General features: G+C 39.3%; 22 protein-coding genes. 13 read left to right on the forward strand and 9 right to left on the reverse strand.

Translation table 11 applies throughout. The annotated features are described in order from the left end of the window. Positions 1–59 precede the first annotated feature (59 nt). The 3 genes from BBW65_RS06270 to ftsZ are packed head-to-tail and all read left to right on the forward strand — an operon-like array spanning position 60 to position 4,113. A complete protein-coding gene (locus tag BBW65_RS06270; RefSeq protein ID WP_066341154.1) occupies positions 60–1,535 on the forward strand; it encodes a peptidylprolyl isomerase in 1,476 nt (491 codons plus the stop codon). A 41-nt stretch (positions 1,536–1,576) separates the two neighbouring features. After that, positions 1,577–2,947 carry a cell division protein FtsA gene (ftsA, locus tag BBW65_RS06275; RefSeq protein ID WP_066341157.1) on the forward strand — a complete coding sequence of 457 codons (1,371 nt, stop codon included), beginning with the start codon at positions 1,577–1,579 and terminating at the stop codon, positions 2,945–2,947. A 20-nt stretch (positions 2,948–2,967) separates the two neighbouring features. After that, positions 2,968–4,113 carry a cell division protein FtsZ gene (gene ftsZ / locus BBW65_RS06280; protein WP_066341159.1) on the forward strand — a complete coding sequence of 382 codons (1,146 nt, stop codon included), beginning with the start codon at positions 2,968–2,970 and terminating at the stop codon, positions 4,111–4,113. On the opposite strand, the gene BBW65_RS06285 is transcribed toward ftsZ, so the two are convergent. Beyond that, the gene (locus BBW65_RS06285) at positions 4,105–5,247 is read right to left on the reverse strand and encodes a CCA tRNA nucleotidyltransferase (RefSeq protein ID WP_066341162.1); all 1,143 of its coding nucleotides are present in this window, start codon (positions 5,245–5,247) and stop codon (positions 4,105–4,107) included. The genes ftsZ and BBW65_RS06285 overlap by 9 nt on opposite strands. Beyond that, positions 5,240–6,571: an adenylosuccinate lyase gene (purB, locus tag BBW65_RS06290; protein ID WP_066341165.1), complete on the reverse strand. Its 1,332-nt coding sequence runs from the start codon at positions 6,569–6,571 to the stop codon at positions 5,240–5,242. Before purB ends, BBW65_RS06285 begins: the two co-directional genes overlap by 8 nt. Before the next feature lie 71 nt (positions 6,572–6,642). Between purB and fliR the strand changes: the two genes are divergently transcribed. Further along, a complete protein-coding gene (fliR, locus tag BBW65_RS06295) occupies positions 6,643–7,416 on the forward strand; it encodes a flagellar biosynthetic protein FliR (RefSeq protein WP_066341167.1) in 774 nt (257 codons plus the stop codon). 5 nt (positions 7,417–7,421) lie between these two features. Here the strand turns inward: fliR and BBW65_RS06300 are convergent, their stop codons facing one another. Then, the gene (locus tag BBW65_RS06300) at positions 7,422–7,946 is read right to left on the reverse strand and encodes a phospholipase D-like domain-containing protein (protein ID WP_066341168.1); all 525 of its coding nucleotides are present in this window, start codon (positions 7,944–7,946) and stop codon (positions 7,422–7,424) included. Positions 7,947–8,023: 77 nt separating this feature from the next. Between BBW65_RS06300 and BBW65_RS06305 the strand changes: the two genes are divergently transcribed. From BBW65_RS06305 to BBW65_RS06345, 9 genes are read left to right on the forward strand one after another with little or no spacing between them, the layout of a single operon-like run. Beyond that, positions 8,024–9,019, forward strand: a complete 996-nt coding sequence (locus BBW65_RS06305) for a hypothetical protein (RefSeq protein WP_066341169.1) — start codon at positions 8,024–8,026, stop codon at positions 9,017–9,019. Then, on the forward strand, positions 9,016–9,621 hold the full coding sequence (gene gmk / locus BBW65_RS06310; RefSeq protein WP_066341170.1) for a guanylate kinase: 606 nt from the start codon (positions 9,016–9,018) through the stop codon (positions 9,619–9,621). Before BBW65_RS06305 ends, gmk begins: the two co-directional genes overlap by 4 nt. Before the next feature lie 35 nt (positions 9,622–9,656). Next, complete coding sequence (locus BBW65_RS06315) at positions 9,657–9,878, forward strand: twin-arginine translocase TatA/TatE family subunit (protein ID WP_066341173.1); 222 nt, start codon at positions 9,657–9,659, stop codon at positions 9,876–9,878. Further along, positions 9,878–11,461, forward strand: coding sequence for an arginine--tRNA ligase (gene argS / locus BBW65_RS06320; protein ID WP_066341177.1), 1,584 nt, complete (start codon positions 9,878–9,880; stop codon positions 11,459–11,461). The genes BBW65_RS06315 and argS overlap by 1 nt, the downstream gene beginning before the upstream one ends. Further along, a complete protein-coding gene (locus BBW65_RS06325; protein WP_199919411.1) occupies positions 11,461–13,101 on the forward strand; it encodes an ABC transporter ATP-binding protein in 1,641 nt (546 codons plus the stop codon). The genes argS and BBW65_RS06325 overlap by 1 nt, the downstream gene beginning before the upstream one ends. After that, a complete protein-coding gene (locus tag BBW65_RS06330; RefSeq protein WP_066341179.1) occupies positions 13,098–13,832 on the forward strand; it encodes a glycosyltransferase family 25 protein in 735 nt (244 codons plus the stop codon). Before BBW65_RS06325 ends, BBW65_RS06330 begins: the two co-directional genes overlap by 4 nt. Next, positions 13,807–15,102, forward strand: a complete 1,296-nt coding sequence (locus BBW65_RS06335; RefSeq protein ID WP_066341180.1) for an O-antigen ligase family protein — start codon at positions 13,807–13,809, stop codon at positions 15,100–15,102. Before BBW65_RS06330 ends, BBW65_RS06335 begins: the two co-directional genes overlap by 26 nt. Beyond that, complete coding sequence (locus tag BBW65_RS06340) at positions 15,092–15,853, forward strand: glycosyltransferase family 2 protein (protein WP_066341181.1); 762 nt, start codon at positions 15,092–15,094, stop codon at positions 15,851–15,853. Before BBW65_RS06335 ends, BBW65_RS06340 begins: the two co-directional genes overlap by 11 nt. After that, a complete protein-coding gene (locus BBW65_RS06345; RefSeq protein ID WP_066341182.1) occupies positions 15,843–16,910 on the forward strand; it encodes a glycosyltransferase family 4 protein in 1,068 nt (355 codons plus the stop codon). The genes BBW65_RS06340 and BBW65_RS06345 overlap by 11 nt, the downstream gene beginning before the upstream one ends. On the opposite strand, the gene BBW65_RS07795 is transcribed toward BBW65_RS06345, so the two are convergent. The 6 genes from BBW65_RS07795 to BBW65_RS06370 are packed head-to-tail and all read right to left on the reverse strand — an operon-like array spanning position 16,882 to position 22,529. Continuing rightward, the gene (locus BBW65_RS07795) at positions 16,882–17,085 is read right to left on the reverse strand and encodes a heavy-metal-associated domain-containing protein (protein WP_083986116.1); all 204 of its coding nucleotides are present in this window, start codon (positions 17,083–17,085) and stop codon (positions 16,882–16,884) included. The genes BBW65_RS06345 and BBW65_RS07795 overlap by 29 nt on opposite strands. Beyond that, a complete protein-coding gene (locus BBW65_RS06350; protein ID WP_083986118.1) occupies positions 17,024–19,234 on the reverse strand; it encodes a heavy metal translocating P-type ATPase in 2,211 nt (736 codons plus the stop codon). Before BBW65_RS06350 ends, BBW65_RS07795 begins: the two co-directional genes overlap by 62 nt. Further along, a complete protein-coding gene (locus BBW65_RS06355) occupies positions 19,231–19,605 on the reverse strand; it encodes a hypothetical protein (RefSeq protein ID WP_066341184.1) in 375 nt (124 codons plus the stop codon). The genes BBW65_RS06350 and BBW65_RS06355 overlap by 4 nt, the downstream gene beginning before the upstream one ends. Further along, entirely contained in the window at positions 19,602–20,417 is an 816-nt protein-coding gene (gene galU, locus BBW65_RS06360) for a UTP--glucose-1-phosphate uridylyltransferase GalU (protein ID WP_066341187.1), read from the reverse strand. The genes BBW65_RS06355 and galU overlap by 4 nt, the downstream gene beginning before the upstream one ends. 9 nt (positions 20,418–20,426) lie before the next feature. Further along, entirely contained in the window at positions 20,427–22,052 is a 1,626-nt protein-coding gene (locus BBW65_RS06365; protein WP_066341190.1) for a lytic transglycosylase domain-containing protein, read from the reverse strand. A 21-nt stretch (positions 22,053–22,073) separates the two neighbouring features. Beyond that, positions 22,074–22,529, reverse strand: coding sequence for a flagellar FLiS export co-chaperone (locus tag BBW65_RS06370; RefSeq protein ID WP_066341192.1), 456 nt, complete (start codon positions 22,527–22,529; stop codon positions 22,074–22,076). Positions 22,530–22,656: the final 127 nt, after the last annotated feature.

The raw sequence follows: 22,656 nt of genomic DNA on the forward strand, positions 1-22,656 counted from the left end.
AATATTTTGAGTAGCATCTTAAAATGCTTAACCAAAACTTTAAAGATCAAGGAAAATCAATGATTGATTGGATGCAAAGGCACAAAAAATGGCTCATTGTAGTGATTTGGGTTAGCACAATTTCTCTTATTGCCGCAGGGCTTGTAGGTTGGGGGGCATATAACTTCTCTTCATCAAATGACATCGTGGCAAAAGTAGGGAAGATCCAAATCACACGTGCACAATTCCAAAGGGCATATCAGCAGATTTATGCACAATACAACATAGACGGCAATCTAGACACCCAAAAGGCAAATGATCTTGGTTTGCCACAGAGGGCTTTGGAAGACTTGATCAGTCGTGCATTGTTGCAAAATTTTGCTTTGGATTTGGGGATTAGGGTGAGCAAAAAAGAAGTCGAAGAAGAGATTGCTAAAATGCAAGTGTTTCAGCAGATTGGGCATTTTGATTTTGCGTTGTATCAGAGTGTTTTGGAGCAGAATCACATCAAACCGGCGGAGTTTGAGCAAGAGGTCAGAGATAGCATTTTGTCAAGCAAAATAATGGCAGTGCTACCTTTGAATGATGGGATTGGATTGACTTCACTTGAAAAAGATGCTTTGAATTTCCCTTTTGAGATCGCAGATCAAATAGAATTCAAAGTCATTTCTCAAAGCAGTTTCAAACTCCAGCCAAACAACGAGGAGATCCGGCAATTTTGGGAAAAAACCAAAGATCAATACCAATCTCCTGCAGAATACAAAATCGAATATTTGTTGATTAAAAATGCAGATCAAAAGCCTCAAGAAAGCGAGTTGAAAAATCTTTATGAGGAACGCAAGAGTCTTTTTATCAATGATGATGGCAGTCTCAAAACTTATCAGCAAGTGAAGGGCGAGTTGGTGGAGGAGCAAAAGGCATTGTTGGCTGAAGAAAAGGCATTGAGAGAATATGTGATTTTCAAAAAAGAAACGGGAAAATATGGGAAGCAGGAGGTTTTGGTCGAGGGTGACAAACGATTTGGCGTTGAAATTTTTGACACGATACAGCAACTAAATTCAGGACAAACTGCAAAGCCCGTAGAAGTAAAAGATGGATTTTTGGTGATCAAGATGCTCGATAAACAACCAAGGAAAATCAAAGCATTTGAAGATGTCAAAATAGAAGTGATTGAAAATCTCAAAAAAGAGCTTAGCACTCAAAAAATGATAGAAAAATCTCATCAGTTGCTTCAAGAGGGCTTCAATGGGGTGAAAACAGGATTTTTGACTGCATTGGATTTTGCCAAACTTCCATTTGGGGAGAATGATTCCAAAAAATTTCTCAATCATCTATTTGTGACGCCCAAAAAGCAGGACTATGTGTTGCTTGAGGATAAAAGCATCGTGTATAAAATCCTTGAGCAAAAACTGGTTGATAAAAAGCAAGTTGATCCAAAAATACTTGTTGGCAATGAACAGGCATTTGGATTTTATAAGAGACAATTGATCGCAGAAGAATTGTATAAATATCTACAAAATAAGTATAAAATAACAAAATATTATACAGGTAATTAATCAATTTAATGGGCTTTAATCTTGAATTTTAGGAGTGTATTTTGAGACAAATTGTGATGGCTATTGATCTTGGATCGATTAATGCAACTTGTGCGATTGCTGAAGTTGTAGATGGTGTGCCAAAGATTTTGGGCTATGGGCAATGTCAATCTAGAGGGATTAAAAAAGGGGCAATTAGCAATATTGAGCAGGCTGCACGATCTGTGCAGGAGGCTGTAGATTGTGCTAGGAGGATGTCAGGAACGACGGCTAATAAAGCGATTGTTTCAATCTCTGGGGTATATACCAAGAGTCGCAATGGATCTGGGATCGTGACTATTCCTAATGGCGAAATAGGAACCGCAGAAATCAAAAGGGTCGTTGTCGGAGCTTTGCACAATGTGCAAATACCTATAGACTATGATGTGATTCATGTGCTTCCCTATCAGTTTGTTGTCGATGAGCAAGAGCAAGTTGATGATCCCAATGGGATGAGTGGTGGCAGATTGAAAGCAATGGTGCATATCGTGACTGCTCAAAAAACACATCTTGAGAATCTCAAACGCGTAATGAAAACTGCAGGGATTGAGATTGAAAATATCGTGCTTTCTTCTTATGCTTCAGCACTTGCGACATTGTCAGATGATGAGAGGGAGCTAGGCGTTGCTTGTGTGGATATTGGAGGAAGCACTTGCGATGTGATGATTTATAGTGGCAATTCAATGTGTCATAATGAAGTGATTAAGGTGGGCTCACACCATATTACTAGTGATATTTCTATGGCTTTTAACACCCCCTTGAGTGCTGCAGAAAAGATCAAGATAGAGCATAGTGATTTGGCAAATTATCAAGAACAAAGCAATTCAAAGAGACTTGAGATCCCGTTGGTTGGGGGATCGAACAAAACGCAACAGATTGCCTATGGGGATCTTGCCAAAGTCGCTTGTTATCGTTTGCTTGAGATTTTTGGGATTGTTTATGATACGCTCAAAAAAAATGAGCTACGAGGACAAATCAATGCTGGATTGGTTTTGACTGGGGGGATGATGAAACTTAAGGGGATTGATAAATTGGTCGAGGCTTTTTCAAAAGAACTTCCTACGCGTATTGCTTTGCCTAGAGAGATAGAGGGAATGCCTCAAGATTTTTGTGATTATATGAATGCAACTCTTGTTGGTTTGATTTTGTATAGTTCAGGGAATTTTACAAAATATGAGCTAGATAGCCACAAGCGTTTGAGAGTACAAAAAAGCCGTTTTATCGAGGATGATAGGTTTGATAAAGTCGATATGATGGCGTTGAACGCAGAACAGCAGGAGCTCACACCAAGTCAAATTTTTGAAGACGAAAAAAGAACGCAAATGTCTCCTGATCAACAACCCAAAGAAAACAAATTGGAGAGCTTCTGGGAAGCATTCAAAAAATATTTCTAAACAAGAAAGGAGTGTAAGGAATGGAAAAACAAATTGTTGTCGAAGAAATCCAACCTAGTTTTGGTGCCAAGATTGCAGTGATTGGCGTCGGTGGTGGAGGTTCCAATGCGGTTGGAACGCTTGTTAATAGCGAAATTGGTTTGCACCAATGTGTGAAAGTCATCGTTGCAAACACAGATAAACAGCATTTGGAAGGTTCTCCTGCACACCACAAGATCCGTCTAGGTGAGGAGATTACGCGAGGTTTGGGGGCAGGTATGCGACCAGAAATCGGTCAAGCTGCGGCAGAGGAAAGCCGAGAAGAGATACGCAAAATGCTTGAGGGTTCAGATATTGTGTTTATTGCTACAGGTCTTGGCGGTGGGACAGGAACAGGTGCATCTCCTGTGATTGCAAAAATTGCCAAAGAACTCAACGCATTGACTGTATCTGTGGTGACCAAACCATTCCGTAGTGAGGGGCAGAAAAAGGCTAGATTGGCAGAAGATGGGCTCAAGCTTTTGAGAGTTGAGAGTGATTCGATAGTCGTTGTCCCAAACGATCGTTTGCGTTCGGTGATCCAAGAGAGGCGTGCGGGTATCAAAGAGAGCTTCAAGATTGTAGATGATGTGCTAGTGCGTGCGGTCGCAGGGATCACGAGTGTGATGCTTGATTATGGTAGCAATGATATGAATGTGGATTTTTCTGATGTGAAAACGGTGATGGAACATCGTGGATTGGCTTTGATGGGGATTGGCGAAGCTGAAGGTCCAGATGCAGCTGCTGAAGCTGTCAAAAAAGCTCTTTCTTCTCCATTGCTTGGGGATGTTTCAATCCATGGAGCGATGGGAATCTTGGTGAATTTTGAGATCAGTCAAGAATATCCTTATTCAGAGATTGAGGATGCTCAAATGATGGTTGCAGAGTATGCACACCCTGATGCAGATATCAAATTTGGAACAATCACAAGAGATATTGGTGATGAAAAAGTCAAGGTGACTATTATTGCCACTGGATTTGAAAAAGAAGTGATCAAAGGCGAAGAAGATCCCAAAATCTATGAAGAAAAGCAAACACAGCAGGTGCATTCTTCGATTTCAGAAGCGATCAATGTCGATCAATTCAAACGAGATGAAGATGCCGATCTTGATATTCCTACTTATCTAAGAAGGGCAGAATCAAAATAATTCTTGGGCTCTAGAGAGTAGCATATCCTTTTGATTGGGGATCTTCTCCTCTATGACTTCATCAAGCAATGTTTCCAATATGTTGCCTATTTCTTTGGTGGGTGCTTGAATCATCCGCAAATCATTCCCATTGACTTGTAAATCTTTGAGCATAAAGCATTCATTATGAATCATAATGCTTTGTAGTCTTTGATATTGTTTTTTGATATTTTTCCCCAATGCCTTTTGAAGTTCAAATAGTGCTAGCACGCAGTCATAACCAATGTCTTTGAGTAGCATTTTGAGCTTTTTGGGGTCATCTTGAATCTCTAGATGTTTGTAGCGTAGGAGCGTTTGTGTGCGTTGGATTGTTTTTTTGTCAAATTTTAATTGCACAAGGGCTTGGACATCTGTTTCTTGCTCTAGCAAAAAAGCCAACAGAAGTGCGGGGTTTTTGAAGTGGCATTTTTTTGCTTTTTTGAGTTGTGGCAACACTTGCTGATAGATTGGTTTGTAGGCACAGAATGTATTGACAAAATAATCACCCATGAGACTTTGTAGTAACTCTTCTCTAATGCGTTCTTTTGCGATTTTGGAGAGTAGGTGGGATGCTTGAAGTGCCTGTTGTAGTGTGGGTGGATCGGCTTGGAAGTTGAGGGTGGATTGGAAACGCATAAGCCTTAGAATGCGTAAAGCATCTTCTTGGAATCTCTCTTGAGGATTGCCCACACATCTTAAGATTTTGGCATTCAAATCTTGCACACCTCCATAGGGGTCAATGATCCCCTCTTGAGGATTGAAAGCAATGGCATTGATTGTAAAATCGCGACGCTTGAGGTCTTCTTGAAGGGAGTGGGTGAAATGCACTTGTGGATGGCGGTAGTCGTGGTATTTGGTTTCGATTCTAAAGGTCGTGATTTGCACGATTGTATCTTGAGATTTCACGCCTATTGTCCCATACCGCTCTCCAAGAGTGAAATGATGTGGGAAAATCGCTTTGATCTGCGTGGGGGAGGCGGGGGTGCAAAGGTCCCAATCTTTGGGTGTTTTGCCAAGAAGCAAATCTCTAATGCTCCCACCTACAATATATGATGTGAAGCCGTGTGCTTGAAGTTTGTCAAGGATTTCTACGATAAAAACAGGCAAATCAATCATTGAAAACTCGTGCGAAAATATTGTCAATATTTTTCAGAAAATATTCATATTCAAAACACTCGCGTATTGCTTGTGGGGTGAGAAAATTTTGCAATTGTGTATCTTGAAGCAAGAATTGCAAAAACAAGCTTTCACCCTTCTCATTTTGAGCCATTTTGCCCTCTTGTAATGATTCCCAAACCTTCATCGCATTGCGTTGGATGATTTCATAGCTTTGTTCGCGTGAAAGCCCTTTTTTGGGAAGTTCGAGTAAGAGGCGTTGTGAAAACACAAGTCCTCCCGTCATATTGAGGTTTTTGAGCATATTTTGAGGATAAATGATGAGGTTTGCGAGCAAAGAATCAAGGCGTGTGAGCATAAAATCTGTCGTGATGAAACTATCTGGCAAAATAAATCTCTCTACAGAGCTATGGCTGATGTCTCTTTCGTGCCAAAGGGCTACATTCTCCATAGCGGGAATAGCATAAGATCTGATCATACGACATAGCCCTGTGATATTTTCACTCAAAATAGGGTTTCTTTTGTGGGGCATTGCTGAGCTACCTTTTTGCCCTAGAGTGAAATGCTCTTCTGCCTCATAAACCTCGGTGCGTTGAAAATGCCTAATGGCAACAGCGATTTTTTCACAACTACTTGCCAAAAGGGCTAAATCACTTATAAGTCGTGCATAACGATCTCTTTGGATGATTTGATTGCTGATGGGGGCAGGTGTCAATCCCAATTCTTGACAGACGATTTCCTCAAGCTCGATGGGAGAGTGTGCCATATTGCCCATCGCCCCACTGATTTGCCCGACACTAATGAGCTGAAGCGTGTTTTGCAAAGCGTATAAATGGTGTTTGATTTCATCATACCAAATGCCCAAAACCAATCCAAAAGTGATAGGCTCTCCGTGGATTCCGTGACTTCTCCCTACCATCAAGGTGGATTTGTGTTCTAGTGCGCGTTGTTTGATTGTCACTTGTAGCTTTTGTATATCTTGGATAATCAGTAGGAGTGAATCTTTGATTTGGAGTGCGTTGGCTGTGTCAATACAATCACTGCTAGTGATGCCATAGTGTATCCATCTAGATTCTTCACCAAGAGAATGAGCCACAGAGGTTGTGAAAGCGATCAGATCGTGTTTGGTGATTTTTTCGATCTCTTCGATTTCTTGCACATCAAAACGGGCATTGGCGATGATTTTGTCACAATCTTGCTTGGGGATTAGCCCAAGTTTGCACCATCCTTTGACAACTGCTTTTTCTACTTCTAGCCAAGCATTGTATTTTGCTTGAACGCTCCATTTTTCTTCCATCTCTTTGCGTGCATAGCGTGTGACCATTTTGTGTCCCTTATCGTTGAATTTAAAGATACAATCCTATCAAAAAAACTTTTTAAATTTTTGGAGTTTATTTGCAGTTAATCGAGTTTCTGACACAAAACAACATCGCAGGTTTTTTGCTATTGCTCTTGCGTTTTAGTGGTTTGTTTGCTTTTTTCCCATTTTTTGATAATCAACTGATACCTGCAAGTGTGCGTGGGGCTTTGATTTTTTTCTGCACGATTTTGTTTTTCCCCCTTGTGCCAAATATGCATTATGAAATCACAATGGTTGAGTTTATGATTGCAGGGGCGATGGAGATCTTGTTTGGTTTTTGTGTGGGGATTGTTTTGCAGTTTGTGTTTGCAAGTTTGACATTTGGCGGGGATTTGATGAGCTTTGGTATGGGATTGACAATGGCAAGTGCCTATGATCCTGTGAGTGGAATGCAAAAGCCAATCGTGGCACAAGCGATTGCTTTGTTGGCAATGGTGATTGCATTGAGTTTGGATTTTCATCATAGTATTTTTTTGTTGATTGCAAAAAGCTTCCAGACTTTGCCACTTGGGACTTTTGCATTATCTGATCAGATCGTAGAGTATTGTATCAAAGCGTTTGGAAGTATGATGATTATTGGTTTTGCAATGGCATTTCCTGTGATGGGTGTTTTGCTTCTAAGCGATGTGATTTTTGGAATGATTATGAAAACCAATCCACAATTCAACCTTTTGGCGATTGGTTTTCCTATCAAAATCGCTATCGGACTTTTTGTGATTATGCTTGTTGTGCCTTCGATTATTTGGCATTTTCAAGATGCGTTGGTGAAGGCATTGGAGTTTTTAAAAGAGATTTTTTGGAGCGTTTAGGGCGTTTAGTAGGGTTGGCATTGTTGGAACATCTTGCTAAAAGTATTGAGTGCTTTTTGGATAATTGCTTGATTTGAGGTCATAAAAAGTGTCTCATAGTTGTTTTGGAAGGCATTTTTGCTCCAGTTGGCTGATCCAAGAATCAAAACCAAGTGATCGATGATTGCCATTTTTTGGTGCATCAAGCCTTTGAATTTTTTGCCGTGATCTTGAAGCCCTGAGAGTAAGCAAGTGTTGATGTTTTGATATTTGGATAGATAGCCAATCGTGGAATGTGGGTTTTTTGTATTGCTCTCTTTGTCATAGATGATATTCACGCTAACTCCGCGTTTTCCCGCGTTTTTGAGTGCTTTTGCAATTTCTTTGTTGGTGAAACTATAGATGGAGATATTGATATTGCTTTTGGCACCATTGATAAGGGCGATGATATGGTTTAATGCCTTTTGTTGCTCATAGGGCATAAAGTATAAAATCTCTTCGCCAATAAGCAAACCAGAAATGAGGCATAGTGTAAGGAATAGTTTTTGCATTGTGATTCCTTGATTTTGTGAAGTAATTCATAATATTAGCCGTTATAATCCTAAAAAAGAATTAAATTTTGGAGTTTATGTTGAAGATTTTGGTTGTAAATAGCAATCCTGTGGTGCAAAAGATACTCGAATCAGCACTCAAAAGAGCGGATTTTGAGTATCTACTTGTAGCAACTTGGGGAGAGTTTGTGTCATTGGGTAATGTAGAGCAGTATGGTCTTGTTGTGTTTGATGATGAGGTGTTGCCAAAGGATCAGACTTTGTTGCAAGACAAGATTCATAATCTCAAAACCTGTCTTTTTTATTCATCAGATCGAACAAGCTCTAGTGATTTTACCTATTCAATCAGCAAACCTTTTTTGCCCAAAGATTTTTTGGATCTTTTGACCAATTTGAAGCAAAGTCAAAATAATCCATTGGGAACACAAGAGATTCCTCAAGAGTGGAATACAGATGAGATTTTCTCTGAAATTGACAAAAATGATGAGGATTTTGATGAGATTTTTGAAAACATCCCCCAGATTTCTAATTCCGATACTGCAGAGGTGGCTACAGATAACAATGATTTAAACCTAGTGATACAAGAGCTAGAGAATCAGATTGATGAAGAGGGACTGAAGCTAGAGGAAGAAGATCAAGAACTAGAGGATCTGTTGGATGGCATCCAAGATGACCAAAAAGAGCCATTGGCAGAAGAGATGATCGATCATCAAGATTTGCAAATATCAGACACCTCTCCTAAAACTGATGGATCCCAAGAGGAAATATCGGAGGATATGGGAGATTTGGAGGAGCTAGAAGAAGTGGGGAATATGGATGAGCAAGGAATCAAGATCGAGGAAGAAAAATCTGATGAAACCCCTGCGATTTTTAATCCCGATGATATTGCACAGATTCAACAACTTTTGCACGAAACAAAAGAGATCAAAAAAGAAGCCAACCAGATCCCACAAGAACAAGCATTGGGGTTTTTGCAAAATGTCCTTGCCGAACAACAGCCCCAAAATTTGCGAACACTGCTTGATGGGATGACGGTGACGATCCATTTTTCTTTCCCGAAGGAGAAAGAATGAGCCTAGTTCTTATTTTGTCTGGACCAAGCGGGAGTGGCAAAAGCACCTTATGTCAAGAGATTATGCGTGCCATCCCCAATGTTTTCTTTTCTATTTCTTCCACAACAAGGAAGCCTCGCGAGGGCGAAAAAGATGGACGCGAATATTATTTTTTGAGTCAAGAGGAGTTTTTGAGCGATATTCAAGAGGGCAATTTTTTGGAGTGGGCACAAGTGCATACCAATTATTATGGCACTTCACTCAAACCTGTCAAAGAGGCTTTGAGGCAAGGCAAGATCGTTGTTTTTGATGTCGATGTTCAGGGGCATTATAATATCAAAAAGTTTTTTGGGGATTGTGCGAAGTCTGTTTTTATCACCACTCCCACCAAGCAGGTTTTGGCTCAAAGGCTCAAAAATCGCAAAACCGATGGCGATGAGATCATTGAGTTGCGTTTGATGCACGCTTATAATGAAATGCAACATATCGATGAGTTTGACTTTTTGATCATTAATGATGACATCGACGAGGCAAAAAGATCTATTTTGTCTATTGTTGGAAGTATGGGCTGTATGCAAACCTCGCAGAGAAGACAAAAGATTCTAGCAGAATGGAATGATTGAGGTATAATTTCTAAACCAACTATGAAGGAGAGACAATGGCACCAAGTGCGTGGCAGATTATTGTAGTTTTGTTGATTGTGGTTTTGCTTTTTGGTGGCAAAAAAATTCCAGAACTTGCCAAAGGAATGGGAAGCGGAATCAAGAATTTCAAAAAAGCAATGAAAGAAGATGAGGAAGAGACGGCTAAAGCAGAGGTAGAAAATCAAACACCCAAAGAAACAGAAGCTGTGAAAAAAACAGAGGACAAAAACGCTTAATGCTTTATCAAAAAGTCAAAACAGAACTTGATCGTCTATTGCAATGTGATGTTGTGTTGGAACGCCCAAAGAATCGGGGTTTTGGGCATTTTGCTACGCCCATTGCTTTTGTGCTTGCCAAACAAGAACGCAAGAATCCAAAAATCCTAAGCGAAGAGATCGCCTCACAGCTTAGAGCCTCAGCCATCTTTTCCAAAGTTGAAACACTCAATGGTTATATCAATCTCACACTCTCAAAAGAAGCTCTCACGCAAGTATTGGATGAAATTGTAGAGCGTGGCTTCAGGGCGAAGGATTTGCGTGGAGAGAGGATTTTGCTTGAATATGTCAGTGCCAATCCAACGGGACCTTTGCACATTGGACATGCAAGAGGGGCGGTATATGGAGATTGTTTGGGGCGTTTGGGGAAGTTTCTAGGCTATGAGATTGTGAGTGAGTATTATGTCAATGATGCAGGGGCACAAATCTCTATGCTTGGGAACTCGATTTTACTTGCTGGGCAAGAAGAGATTCTTAAGATCCCTGTTGAGTATCCTGAGCAATATTACAAGGGGGAATATATCGTAGAAGTCGCCCATAAGGCGTTCAAGCAGTTTGGGGAAGAGGTGTTTAGGCAGGGTGATGTTGCAAAGCTTGCGGAGTTTGGTAAGGATTTGATGCTCCAAGAAATCAAACAAAATCTTGCTTCTGTTGATATTAGTTTTGATTCTTTTGTGAGTGAGAAGCACCTGTATGCCCGATGGGAGAGTGTCTTGGAAGAGCTTATAAAGAATCAAGGCATTTATGAAGATGATGGTAAGCTTTGGCTCCAATCTACCAAACACGATGATGAAAAAGATCGCGTTGTGGTGAGAGAAAATGGGGAGCCCACTTATCTAGCAGGGGACATCATCTATCATCAAGATAAGTTTTTGAGAGATTTTGCACATTACATCAATATTTGGGGGGCAGATCATCACGGCTATATTGCAAGAGTGAAATCAGCAATAGAGTTTTTGGGTTTTGATTCTTCTAAGCTTGAGATTTTGCTGTCGCAAATGGTGAAGCTTCTACAAAATGGCGAACCTTACAAAATGAGCAAGAGGGCGGGGAATTTTATTTTGATGCAAGATGTAGTCGATGAGATTGGGAGCGACGCCCTAAGGTTTGTTTTCCTTTGCAAAAAAATGGACACTTCATTGGAGTTTGACATCGATGATTTCAAAAAGCAAGATTCTTCTAATCCGATTTTTTATATCCATTATGCGAATGCAAGGATTTATAGTTTGCTTGAAAAAAGCACACAAACTCTAGAAGAGATTACAAAAACAGAAGTCAGTGAGTTGGATTTGGAGCTTGAGGAATTGGTTTTTGTTGCTTCTCAAATCCCAAGTGTGATTGCTAACGCTTTTGATGAACGCTCGATGGTCAAGATATGCGATTATCTCAAGAATCTATCTTCTATTTTTCACGCATTTTATAATGCCCATAGGGTGATAGGACAACAAAATGAAGCCTCGATCCTCAAAGTCTTGCTCTGCGTGTCTTGTGCGATTGAAAAAGGTTTGGAAGTGCTTGGGATCAAAGCAAAAAGGGCGATGTAGTGCTGAGGTTTTTCAAGACATTTTTGCCTTATATGAAGGGCTATTATGTTTTGTTTTTTGTTGCGATTCTTGGAGGGATTGCAAGTGCATTATGCACGGCTGGGATTAGCTATCTAGTGAAGCCGATGTTAGATGATATTTTCATCAACAAAGATATGGCGATGCTCAAAATTTTGCCATTTCTTTTGGTGCTTCTTTATTGTGGGAAAGCGTTGGGTGCATTGGTGCAGACTTATTTTATGGGCTATGTTGGCGAAGACATTATCCGAAGTATGCGTGATAAAATGCTTGAAAAAATGCTTGAATTGGATTTGATGTTTTTCAACAAAAAACGCAATGGTGAGTTGATGGCACGAATCACCAATGACATTGGGTTGATCAGAAGTGCTGTTTCAACAACTTTTGCTGATTTGATACGCGAGAGTATCACGGCTGTAGCCTTGATAGGTGTTGTGATTTATCAAAGCCCCAAATTAGCTTTGATTGCTTTGGTGATTGTCCCTTTGATTGTTATCCCTATCAGCATTATTTCCAAACATCTCAAACGACTTGCGCGTAAATCTCAAGAGAAAAACGCAGACATCACTTCTAGGTTGAGCGAGATTTTCAACAATATCGAAGTGATTAAGGGGAGCGGTGGAGAGGCAATAGAGAGCCAGAGATTCAAAGATGAGAATCAAAAATTTTTCAAACTCAATATCAAAGCCTTTTTGATCAATCAAATCAACAATCCTGTGATGGAGGTCCTTGGAGCTTGTATGCTCGGAAGCGTGATTGTCGTGGGTGGGCATAGTGTGATTTTGGGAGAAATGAGTGCAGGAAGCTTTTTTTCTTTCAATACGGCTTTGTTTATGGCTTATACGCCTATCAAGCGTTTGATGAATTCTATTGTGGGAATGCAGGTGGCACTTGTGGCAAACGAGCGTATTGGTGAGATTATGTCAGAAAAGCCCAAAATTGTTGATGGGGATTTGGGCTTTCAAGATCAGATTCAGAGTATTCAGTTTCAAAATGTGAGTTTTGCTTATGAGCAAGAGAGTGTTTTGCATAATATTTCTTTGCAAATCCACAATAATGAAATCATCGCTCTAGTGGGGAAAAGTGGGAGTGGGAAAAGCACCCTTGTGTCTCTTTTGTTGAGGCTTTATGATCCAAAAGAGGGGAAGATCCTTATCAATCAAGAGGAGAACAAAAGGTTTAAACTCAAAGATTTGCGACAGCATTTTGCACTCGTCAATCAACGCATTTTTATTTTCAATGATAGCATTGTGAGCAATGTCGCTTATGGCAAAGAAGTTGATGAAGAACGCGTAATTTGGGCTTTGAAAAAGGCTCTGATTTGGGATTTTATCCAAACCCTGCCTGATGGAATCTATACAAAACTCGATGAGTTTGGAGCCAATTTAAGCGGAGGACAAAGACAGAGGATCGCTATTGCTAGGGCGTTGTATCGTGATCCGCAGGTATTGATTTTGGATGAAGCAACAAGTGCGTTGGACATCAAAACCGAAGAGGCATTCAAAGACATCATTCAATCCATCGCCAAAGATCGCATTGTGATTATCATCGCACATCGTCCAAGTACGATCGAGTTGGCACATAAAGTTTATACCCTTGAAGAAGGCAGATTGATAGTGTGATTAAAGCCTATATCATCAATTTAAAAAGTGCAACTCATCGCAAAGAAGAGATGGAGCGTCAAATTGCTCAAATTGATGGGATAGAATTTTGTTTCTTTGATGCAATCTCTTATGAAGATGAGCGATTTTTGCATTATCGCAAATATTGGGATTGGGATTTTTTCACAAAACTTTATCGTGGGAAAGCTCTGACTTTGGGAGAAAAAGCCTGTTTTTCTTCGCATTATGCTTTGTGGGAAAAATGTGTGCGTATGCAAGAGAAGATTCTAGTTTTAGAAGATGATGTTGTATTTTCACAAGATTTTGCAAAACAAATTCAGCACTTGTTTGAAGATGAGGAATTGAATTTTTTGCGTTTAATGCCTTATTTTGAGAAAAGAAGTTTTGAATTCAAAAAAGGAATCCGCCAAACTTTTGATAGTATTTGTGGGACACAAGGATATATTTTGTCCCCCATTGCAGCTTCACTTTTTTTACAAAAAGCAAAGATTTGGTTTTGTCCTGTGGATAATTATATAGATAAACCTTTTTTGCACAATGTCCCAAATCTTTTTGTTGTGCCTAGTTTGATCACAGAAAATCAAGATATGCAATCTTGCATTGATGCTGATAAAATGGGTGAGAGCAGAAAGGCAAAGATCCCAATCTATTATAAAATCTCAAAAGAGTTCCTAAATTTATTAGAGAAAATTTGGAGGTATATTTATGTTTGTCAAAACAATGCGAGATGACAAATTAAGTTTGCTTTTAACATTGATTTTTTCTGCTTTATGTTTATTGACGGCTTATCGCTCTATGAGTATGATTGCTGAAGTGCTATTGTTCATTGTTTTAGGGATTGTCTATTTCAAAAAATCTAGCATCAAAGAAGAGCTCAATCAGCGAGAGAAATTATTTATTTTTGCTTTTATTGGCTTTTTTGTAAGTGCTTTGACTTCTTGGATTGTTGGGAGTGGTTGGGAATTGAGAAGTGTAAGAAATCCTAGTATGCCCTCATTGATAGATTTGGATTTACCTTCTAAATATTTATTGGGAGCATTGGTTTTTTTGCTGTGCGTTAGGCTCAAATGGTGTTTGTCTCCCAAGGTTTTTGGTTATGCAATTGGGTTGGGTGCAATGGTGAATGGGTGCATTGCAATCTATCAGCATTATCAACTTGGATATTCGAGGGTTTATGGTTGGAGTGGGATTGCAGAAATGGCAGAGGCTTCGGCATTACTTGCGGTGTTGAATCTTGTGTTGTTTGTATTTGCAAGTTGCAAAAAAGAACGCATTTTTTATTTTGTCGCTATTTTTTTGGCTTGTTTGGCTTGTATTTTCTCAGGCACGCGTGGATCGATTTTGGGATTTGTTGTGACTTTTCTTTTTGTTGGTGTGATGATTTTTTGGAAAAAAAGAGAATTATTGCCAATCTTTTTTGTTGGGGTATTGGCTGGAGGATTGGCATTTGTGCCTAGTTTGACACTAGAGCAAAGACAAGACACGATGAGGTTTGATAGTGCTGAAAATGATTTGAAACAATATATGCAGGGCAATGCCCATACGAGTATTGGTATGCGATTTGAGATGTGGAAAGAGGCGATTGTTATGTTTCAAATGGCACCCTTTTTTGGTTTGACTTCTGCTGAAATTGAAAAAAAAATGCCTGAAATTTTGCAAAGAAGTGGAAGTGCTTTGGTAGGTATCAAGAAAGCTAATCCCAACAATGATGCAAGAGGCAAAAAGCACAATCAGATTCTTAATCAAGCAGCCAAAAAGGGGATTGTTGGTGTGATAGCACTCCTTTTGGTTTGGTTTGCTTCTTTTAGGCTTTTTACACCTTTTTTGAATACAAGTGGCAATAGCTTGATTTTTTCATTTTGTGGGGTTTCAATACTCTTTTATTTGATTTTTCCTAGCTTGGTAGGAGAGCCTTGGGAATCTAATGTAACTCTTCCATTGGTGACACTTTTGATTTGTGCTTTTTATAAGATTCAAAAAGGACAAAAAATTGGCTATTAAAATTTCAGTCACAATTCTTGCAAAAAATGCTCAAAAAACACTCAAAGAATGCTTGCAAAGTGTTAAGGATTTTGATGAAGTGATTTTGTTGGATAACCAAAGCACAGATAAGACGCAAGAAATTGCTAAAGAGTTTGCAAATGTTAGAATCTTTGAGAGTGAATTTCTTGGTTTTGGTGCTTTAAAAAATTTGGCAATCAGTTATGCAAGAAATGATTGGATTCTCTCGCTTGATAGTGACGAAGTATTAGAAGATGCACTCATTGATACAATCAAAATGCTTAAATTACAAAAAGGGCAATATTATTCTTTTTTGCGTAAGAATTGCTATGGCAGAGAATGGATTAAGGGCTGTGGTTGGCATCCTGATTGGGTGAAGAGAATTTTTTGTAAGCAAGAAATAAAGTTTAAAAATGATTTGGTGCATGAGGGGCTTGAGATTCCAAAAGAATGTGTAGAAGTGCGACTAAAACAAGGGGGGATTAGGCATTATACAACAGAGAGTATTGAAATGATTTGTGCAAAAATGAATCGTTATACAACATTGAGTGCTAAAAAGATGTGCTCTAATGGAAAAAATGGGGGAATTTGGAGAGGAGTGGTGCGATTTGTTTTTGTTTTTATTAGAGATTATTGTTTTAGATCTGGCTGGAAATATGGATATAAGGGCTTTATTATTGCTTGGTTTAATGCAAGTGGCTCGATGCTAAAATATATGAAAACTTATGAAATGAAAAGAAATGAAGATTAGCATTGTTTTAAGGGATATTACCGAGCGTGGAGGAGGGGAGAGGGTTTGTGCGAATTTGGCAAATGCTTTGAGTTTGAAGCATCAAGTTCAAATTATTAGCTTTTATAGAATGCAAACTCTCATAGCATATCCACTGAATCCTAAAATCAATGTAGAGTTTCTCACACTAAAGGGAGAAAAAAGTGGAGGAAAAATCCAAACGCTTTTTAAAAGGATTTTTTATCGCTATTTTTTAACTCTCAAAGCACAAAAATATCTTAGTGATAGTCAAATTATTTTGGCTAATGATCGTGCTTTAGCTCCATTATGTAAAAAAGAGGACAAAAGATATGTGCGTTTGTGGCATTTAAATTTTCCCAAAAAAAGAAAAAAATTTGATTTTTATGATGCTTTAGTTGTGCTTTCTGAAAAAGAAAGGGATAAATGGGAGGAAGTGCATTCTAATGTTTGGGTGATTCCAAACTTTTTGCCCTTTGAGACAGATTTGCTTACACAATACCAGCAAACCAATATACTTTGTGTTGGAAGAATGGATAGGGGTGATCAAAAAGGTTTTTTAAGATTGCTTGATATTTTTGCAAAAATCGCTTTGGAATATCCAAAATGGACACTAACTTTAGTAGGTGAAGGAAAACTACAAAGCGAGATTGAGCAAAAAATTAAAGATTTGCATTTGCAAAATCAAGTGATTATCAAACCTTTTACTCAAAATATTCAAGAAGAATATCTTAAGGCTTCATTCTATGTGATGAGTAGCTATTTTGAAGGCTTTGGTATGGTTTTGTTAGAAAGTGGAATCTATGGTCTTGCTAGCATAGCCTTTGATATTTATTCAGGTCCAAGTGATATTATCGAAAATGAGAAAAGTGGATTTTTAATCAAAGATGGGGATTTGAATGCTTTTGCTTGCAAAATGCAACTTTTAATGCAATCTGAAAACTTGCGTCAAGAAATGGGAAAAAATGCCAAAAAAAGAGTGCAGGAAAAATTCTTAGCACACGCAATTTTGCCTAAATGGGAAAAAATGTTTAATTCACTTCAAACCCACAATCATTAATTGCCTCAATAATCTTTTCCTCCGTTGCTGGAGCGATAAACTTGACTTCCACTTCCTTGGTTTCTAGGTTGTATTGTATGTTTTGCACTCCCTCAACTTCTGAAACAAAGGTTTCAATTTTTTGTGTGCAGTGACTGCAAGTCATTTTGGGAACTCGAATCTTTAGTGTTTGCATGGGTTTCTCCTTGAAAGGTTTTTAGTCTTTGGGCATTTAGCACTACGCTAAGACTGCTAAGCGTCATTGCAAGTGAAGCAATCATCGGATTGAGCATAATGCCAAAGCCATACAATGCTCCACAAGCGATAGGAATCATCAAGGCATTGTATCCAAAAGCCCAAAACAAATTTTCTTTGATATTGCGTAATGTCGCACGACTCAAAGCGATCGAATAAGGGATATTATCTAGATGATTGTTTAAAATCACAAGATTAGAGCTTGCAATCGCCTCCGTGCTTCCTTCACCCATACTCACACTAATATCTGCTTGTGAAAGTGCGAGTATGTCATTGATACCATCTCCAACCATCATTGTTGTTTTGTCGGTGTAGGATTGAATGGTGCTAAGCTTGTCTTGTGGGAGGGCGTCTGCGACAAAAGGGATTTGGAGAATCTGGGCAATTTTGGAGACATTGGAGCTGTGGTCTCCACTCAAAAGAATGGGCAAGATGTTTTGCTTTTTGAGGTTTGCAATCATTGCTTGTGCCTCTTGTCGCAGTGCTTCCTGCAAGATGAGGTATCCTAGTATTTGATCTTTGTCTTCAGACTCTATGCCCAAAAAGACGGCAATCCCTTCGTCTTGGATCGTTGGTGCGGGATTGAAGCTTTTGGCATTGCCAATCTTGTATCGCACAGAATCAATTTGCCCTGCAATGCCAAAACCCTCATTGATGTGAAGTGCTTGAGGGGTGAGCAGTCTGATAGAGCGATTTTGTGCTTCTTGTAGTAAGCATTGGGCAATAATATGATGACTCTCCTGCTCCAAACTTGCACTGATTTGCAAAATCTCTTCTTGTGTCAAAGAGGAGCAAGATGTGATGTTTTGCAGTGAAAGCTCTTTTTGGGTGAGGGTTCCTGTTTTGTCAAAAAACACAACTTCTGTATGGCTGATGAGCTCCAAAACTTGAGCGTCTTTGAAAAACATCCCTTTTTTGTGGGCGAGATTGTTGGCAATGTTGAGTGCCAAAGGAGTGGCAAGTCCCAAAGCACAAGGGCAAGAGATGAGCAAAACACTGCAAAACACGATGATACCAAATGTGATGTCTGAAAAATAAGCCCACAAGATTCCAGCAAGTAAGGCAATGATGATGACTGAGGGGACGAAATAAAGCGAGATTTTATCGGCGATTTTGGCGATAGGTGCTTTTGAAATCAGTGCGTTTTGGACTAAATCTAGAATTTGATGATAGAAAGATTCTTGTGCGACTTGTGTGGCTTGCATTAAGAATGTCGTGTTGAGATTACGCGATCCAGAAGATAGCAGATCCCCTTGTTTTTTGTGGATTGGCAGACTCTCTCCATTGAGGCTTGAGAGATCTAGGTTGGCACTTCCCTCAATCAATACCCCCTCTGTTGGAATGAGGCTTTGGGGGAGGATTTTAAGAATGTCGCCGATTTGGATTTGCTGTATTGCAATGGTTTCTTCTAGATGATTTGTGATCCTAATCGCGGAGCAATCTTTGAGCGAAGCGAGGGTAAGCAGTGAATTTTGGGTGTTGTATTTGGCTTTTTCTTCTATTGTTTTGCCAATCAAAACAAACAAAATGATCGCACAAACGCTTTCAAAATACACTTGATATGGGTTGTGCAATATCATAAACAGACTAAACACAAAAGCACTACCACTCCCTAGAGCCACAAGAGAATCCATCGTTGGGTGCAAGGCATAGAGACTTTTGAATCCTTTGATATAAAACCCCCTCCCTAGATGCATCACAATCAGTGTGCAAACAATTTGTAAGGCAAGATTGATAGGGTGCGTGAGGAAGTCTGGCACAAGGGCGGGAAAGCTCATTGCAAACATACTAAGATAAAGCACAATCGAGGTGAAAATACAGGAGAGAATGATTTTGCGTTTTGGTGTGAGAAAATGCTCATCGAATTTTTCAATAAAGTTTTGTTTGTAGGGTTGATAGCCAAGCTTTTGTATAAAAGCAAAAATTGTTTCCAAAGAAATCTGCGTCTCATCAAAGACGATAATGGCGTTGTGGTTGAGTAGATCAACTTTGATATCTTGGATTCCATTTTTGCGTTTGAGGGCAGATTCTATGCCACTAGAACAGGCGGTGCAAGTCATCCCATCGATATAGATTTTTTCTGTGATCATTTGTTCCTCCTTTCGCTGTTAATGAGCTGTTCGATTTGCCTGTCTTTTTCGGGGTTTTGACTGATGAGTTTTTCTTTGAGTGCGTTGCTTTCCTCCTCTTGTAGCCACTTGGATGCAAAAATATCTTCAATCATTTTGAGCCACAAGTCTTCATCGCAAGAACTTGAGCTGATGTAATGTGTCTGAAAGGTTTTGAGTGCAGAGGCAAAGGTTTTTTGGGATTTGCGGATGTCTTTTAGAAGTCGTTTGGGTGTTTTGATTTTTGGAGGTCTTTTTTTTAGTTCAGGTGTGATGAGATACCCAATCAACAAGATGGGTATCGCACAAATTGCAAGGGCGAGATAGAGTGTGATAAAAAATGAAAGATTCATTGCATATTCTTATAAAACGCATTGGTGGCTTGGATGAAGCCCTCTACACTGCCACAATCATATCTTATCCCCTCAAATTCATAAGCAATCACTTTGCCTTGTTGTGCCAAAACCTGTAATGCATCAGTGATTTGAATCTCCCCTTTTTTGCCCGGTTGTGTTTGTTTGAGAATGTCAAAAATTTCAGGGATGAGGATATAACGCCCAATGATTGCTAGGTTGCTTGGAGCCTCCTCTGGCGAGGGTTTTTCAATCATTTTTCTAACTTGAAAAACTCCTTTTTCAATCTCTTCGCCCTCAATGATTCCATATTTGTCTATTTGGGTGCGATCTACTCTCTCGATTGCCACGATAGCACATTGGTATTTTTCATAGACTTCAATCATCTGTGCTAGGACGCTTTTTGTGCTTGAGCAAAGATCATCAGCCAAAATCACGCCAAAAGCCTCATTGCCAATGAGTGTCTCTCCTGTGAGGATTGCGTGTCCCAAACCTTTCATTTCGTTTTGTCTTGTATAAGAAAAAGAGCAATTCTGCATAATTTTGCGAATACCCAAAAGATAATTCTCTTTATCTGTCCCCTTGATATTGTCTTCAAGCTCATAGCTAATGTCAAAATGATCTTCAATATTGCGTTTGTTGCGTCCGGTGATGATGGCGATTTGGTTGCACCCTGCTTGCAAGGCTTCTTCGACTCCATATTGAATCAATGGTTTATTGACAATGGGGAGCATTTCTTTTGGCATTGCTTTGGTTGCGGGAAGGAAGCGTGTGCCATATCCTGCGGCGGGGAATAAACATTTCTTTATCATTGTTTCTCCTTAGTTGATAAGAGTTTGTTGCAAAAATTTTTCAACATTGATGCTCTTGCCCAAAAGTTGTTGGTAGATTATATAGTTTGCCAAAACAATTTGCCCATAATTTTTTGATTCTTCATAGGGGATGAGCTCTAGACTGAGCCAAGGCTCATAAGCACGATTTTTGACAAATAGCTCTTTTTTTGCAAGGGTTCTACGCCAAAAGCCCGGTCCGCCATTGTAAGCATAAGCGACAAATAATGGATGCTTGAATTCCTCTTCAAGTTCTTTGAGATAATATCTCCCAAACTCTAGGGCAATATGTGGTTTGAACATATCATCCAAAGTGATATTTTTCTTCCCCATTGTTTTGGCAAAGGGTGCGACATTGAAAGGCATAATCTGCATCATTCCCAAAGCATACGAGCTAGAAACAAGAGCAGGGAGGAAGTTGCTCTCTTGTTTTGCAATCGCATAGGTGAGGGCTTTTTGATGATTGTTTTCCCAAGTCAAAGCATTGGAATAGGGCATCAAGAAATAATTGCCTTTGTATTGTTTGATACGATTGAGGAGATAGGCATAATGAGGCTCTGTCATCGTGAAAGCAAGGCGTTGATCGAGAGTTTTTTTGAATTCTTCTTTGGTTTGAATCTTGATCAGAGAGTCTTTGAGGTTTTGCCACTCAAAAGGATTGGAGATGTTGAAATTTATGTTTTCCTGTGTCAAGCCATCGATTTTGGATATGAGGTTGTAGCTTGGTTTGGTTTGCAAAGTCTGATTGGCATAAATGCTATAGAGATTGGCATCTGGGCTTTTGGCAAGTTGATTCAAAAAAGATTGATCGTGGGTGAGTTGATATTGCCAAAAAAGCACCTTGTCCTTTTGGGCTTGATATTTGGCATAAGTCAAGGCTTGTGCGAGGTATTGCTGGGCAATTTTGGGTTGCTTGTTTTTGGCGTGAGAGATGCCTAGTAGCAATAGCAGTCCTGCGTCTTGAGTGTTGATTTGTGCTTCCAAAATGGATTTTTGGAAATGATGAAATTGTTGGGAGAGTAGAATGTATTGGAGCATTTTGTTGAATATCGGAGCATCTTGTTGGCTTAGTGTGCCTAGTGCTTGAGGATCAATGCGATGATTGAATGTTTTGATTCTTTCTTTGAGATTTAATCCATAAAAAATCTCACCAAAAATTTGAGCGTTTTTGTTTTGCAAAATGCTATCTAAAATCGCATTGGATCTCAAAATCTCCACTTCTTTGGCTAGGAGAGGATTGGAGGATTGGAGTTTTTTGATCATCTCTTGAGCTTGTGCTTGGGTGATAGATGAGACAGAAGAGAGCTTCAAGCCATAGGTGATACATTGATCATCTTGCTTGACAAGTTCTTCTATAGAGAGATTTTTGCACGCCAAATCTCTTGGAAGTGTATGGACATAGCCTTTTTGATTCATTGATTTTTCAATCTTTGCGTTTTTTTTATAGACCAAATCATAGGCTTGGAGTGCTTCTTGTGCAGTGGTGTTCTGTTGATCTAGGAATCTTAGAATATAGAAATCTCTTGCAAACCCTTTGGGTTGTTTTTGGAGAAAATCCAATGTAATTTCGGTGGCACCTAAGGAAATGCAACACAATAAAAAACAAAAGCGTGCCATCGTTGCTCCTCTAGTGTGGGATCAGTAGTTTTTGGATAGCGTCATACTTTGCTGGTATGATGTTTGAGTAGAAGGTATATCATCTATTTGCATTAAATCCATTAACCAATCTAAAAATTCTGCAATCTCTTCGCGTTTTTGGGATAAAAACTTATTGAGTGTCGCAGGGTGATTGTTTGTCAAAGTGTCAGCAATGCATCGTATAGCAATTTGTCTGCTTTGAGAAGAGAGACACACTTGGATATCTTGATCAAAGATCGCAGTCCCCATAAAAGTGGCATTGCAGATTAACTCAAGCATTGCTTGGCTATCCTCCCCAAGTGATAGGCATTTTTTGAGTGTCAAATCTATGACTTGCAATGCTCCGATTGCCTCATTGATATTGTGGGTATTGCGTATAAAATCTTGATTGATTTGCTCTGTGGCTTCAAGGCTTCCAAGATGTTTCTGAAAGATTGAGATCGATGTCTTTTCCATTCTATGCACTCCAAATAATCTATTTAATGAGTCACGCAAAGCATTTTTTGTTCCAATATTGATATGAGAGTGGTTTTGATGATTTTAAGCTAAAATTGTCATAAATTTGTAGAAGCAGGGGATCGAT

This window comes from Helicobacter enhydrae (genome assembly GCF_001693335.1).
GTDB lineage: Bacteria > Campylobacterota > Campylobacteria > Campylobacterales > Helicobacteraceae > Helicobacter_G > Helicobacter_G enhydrae.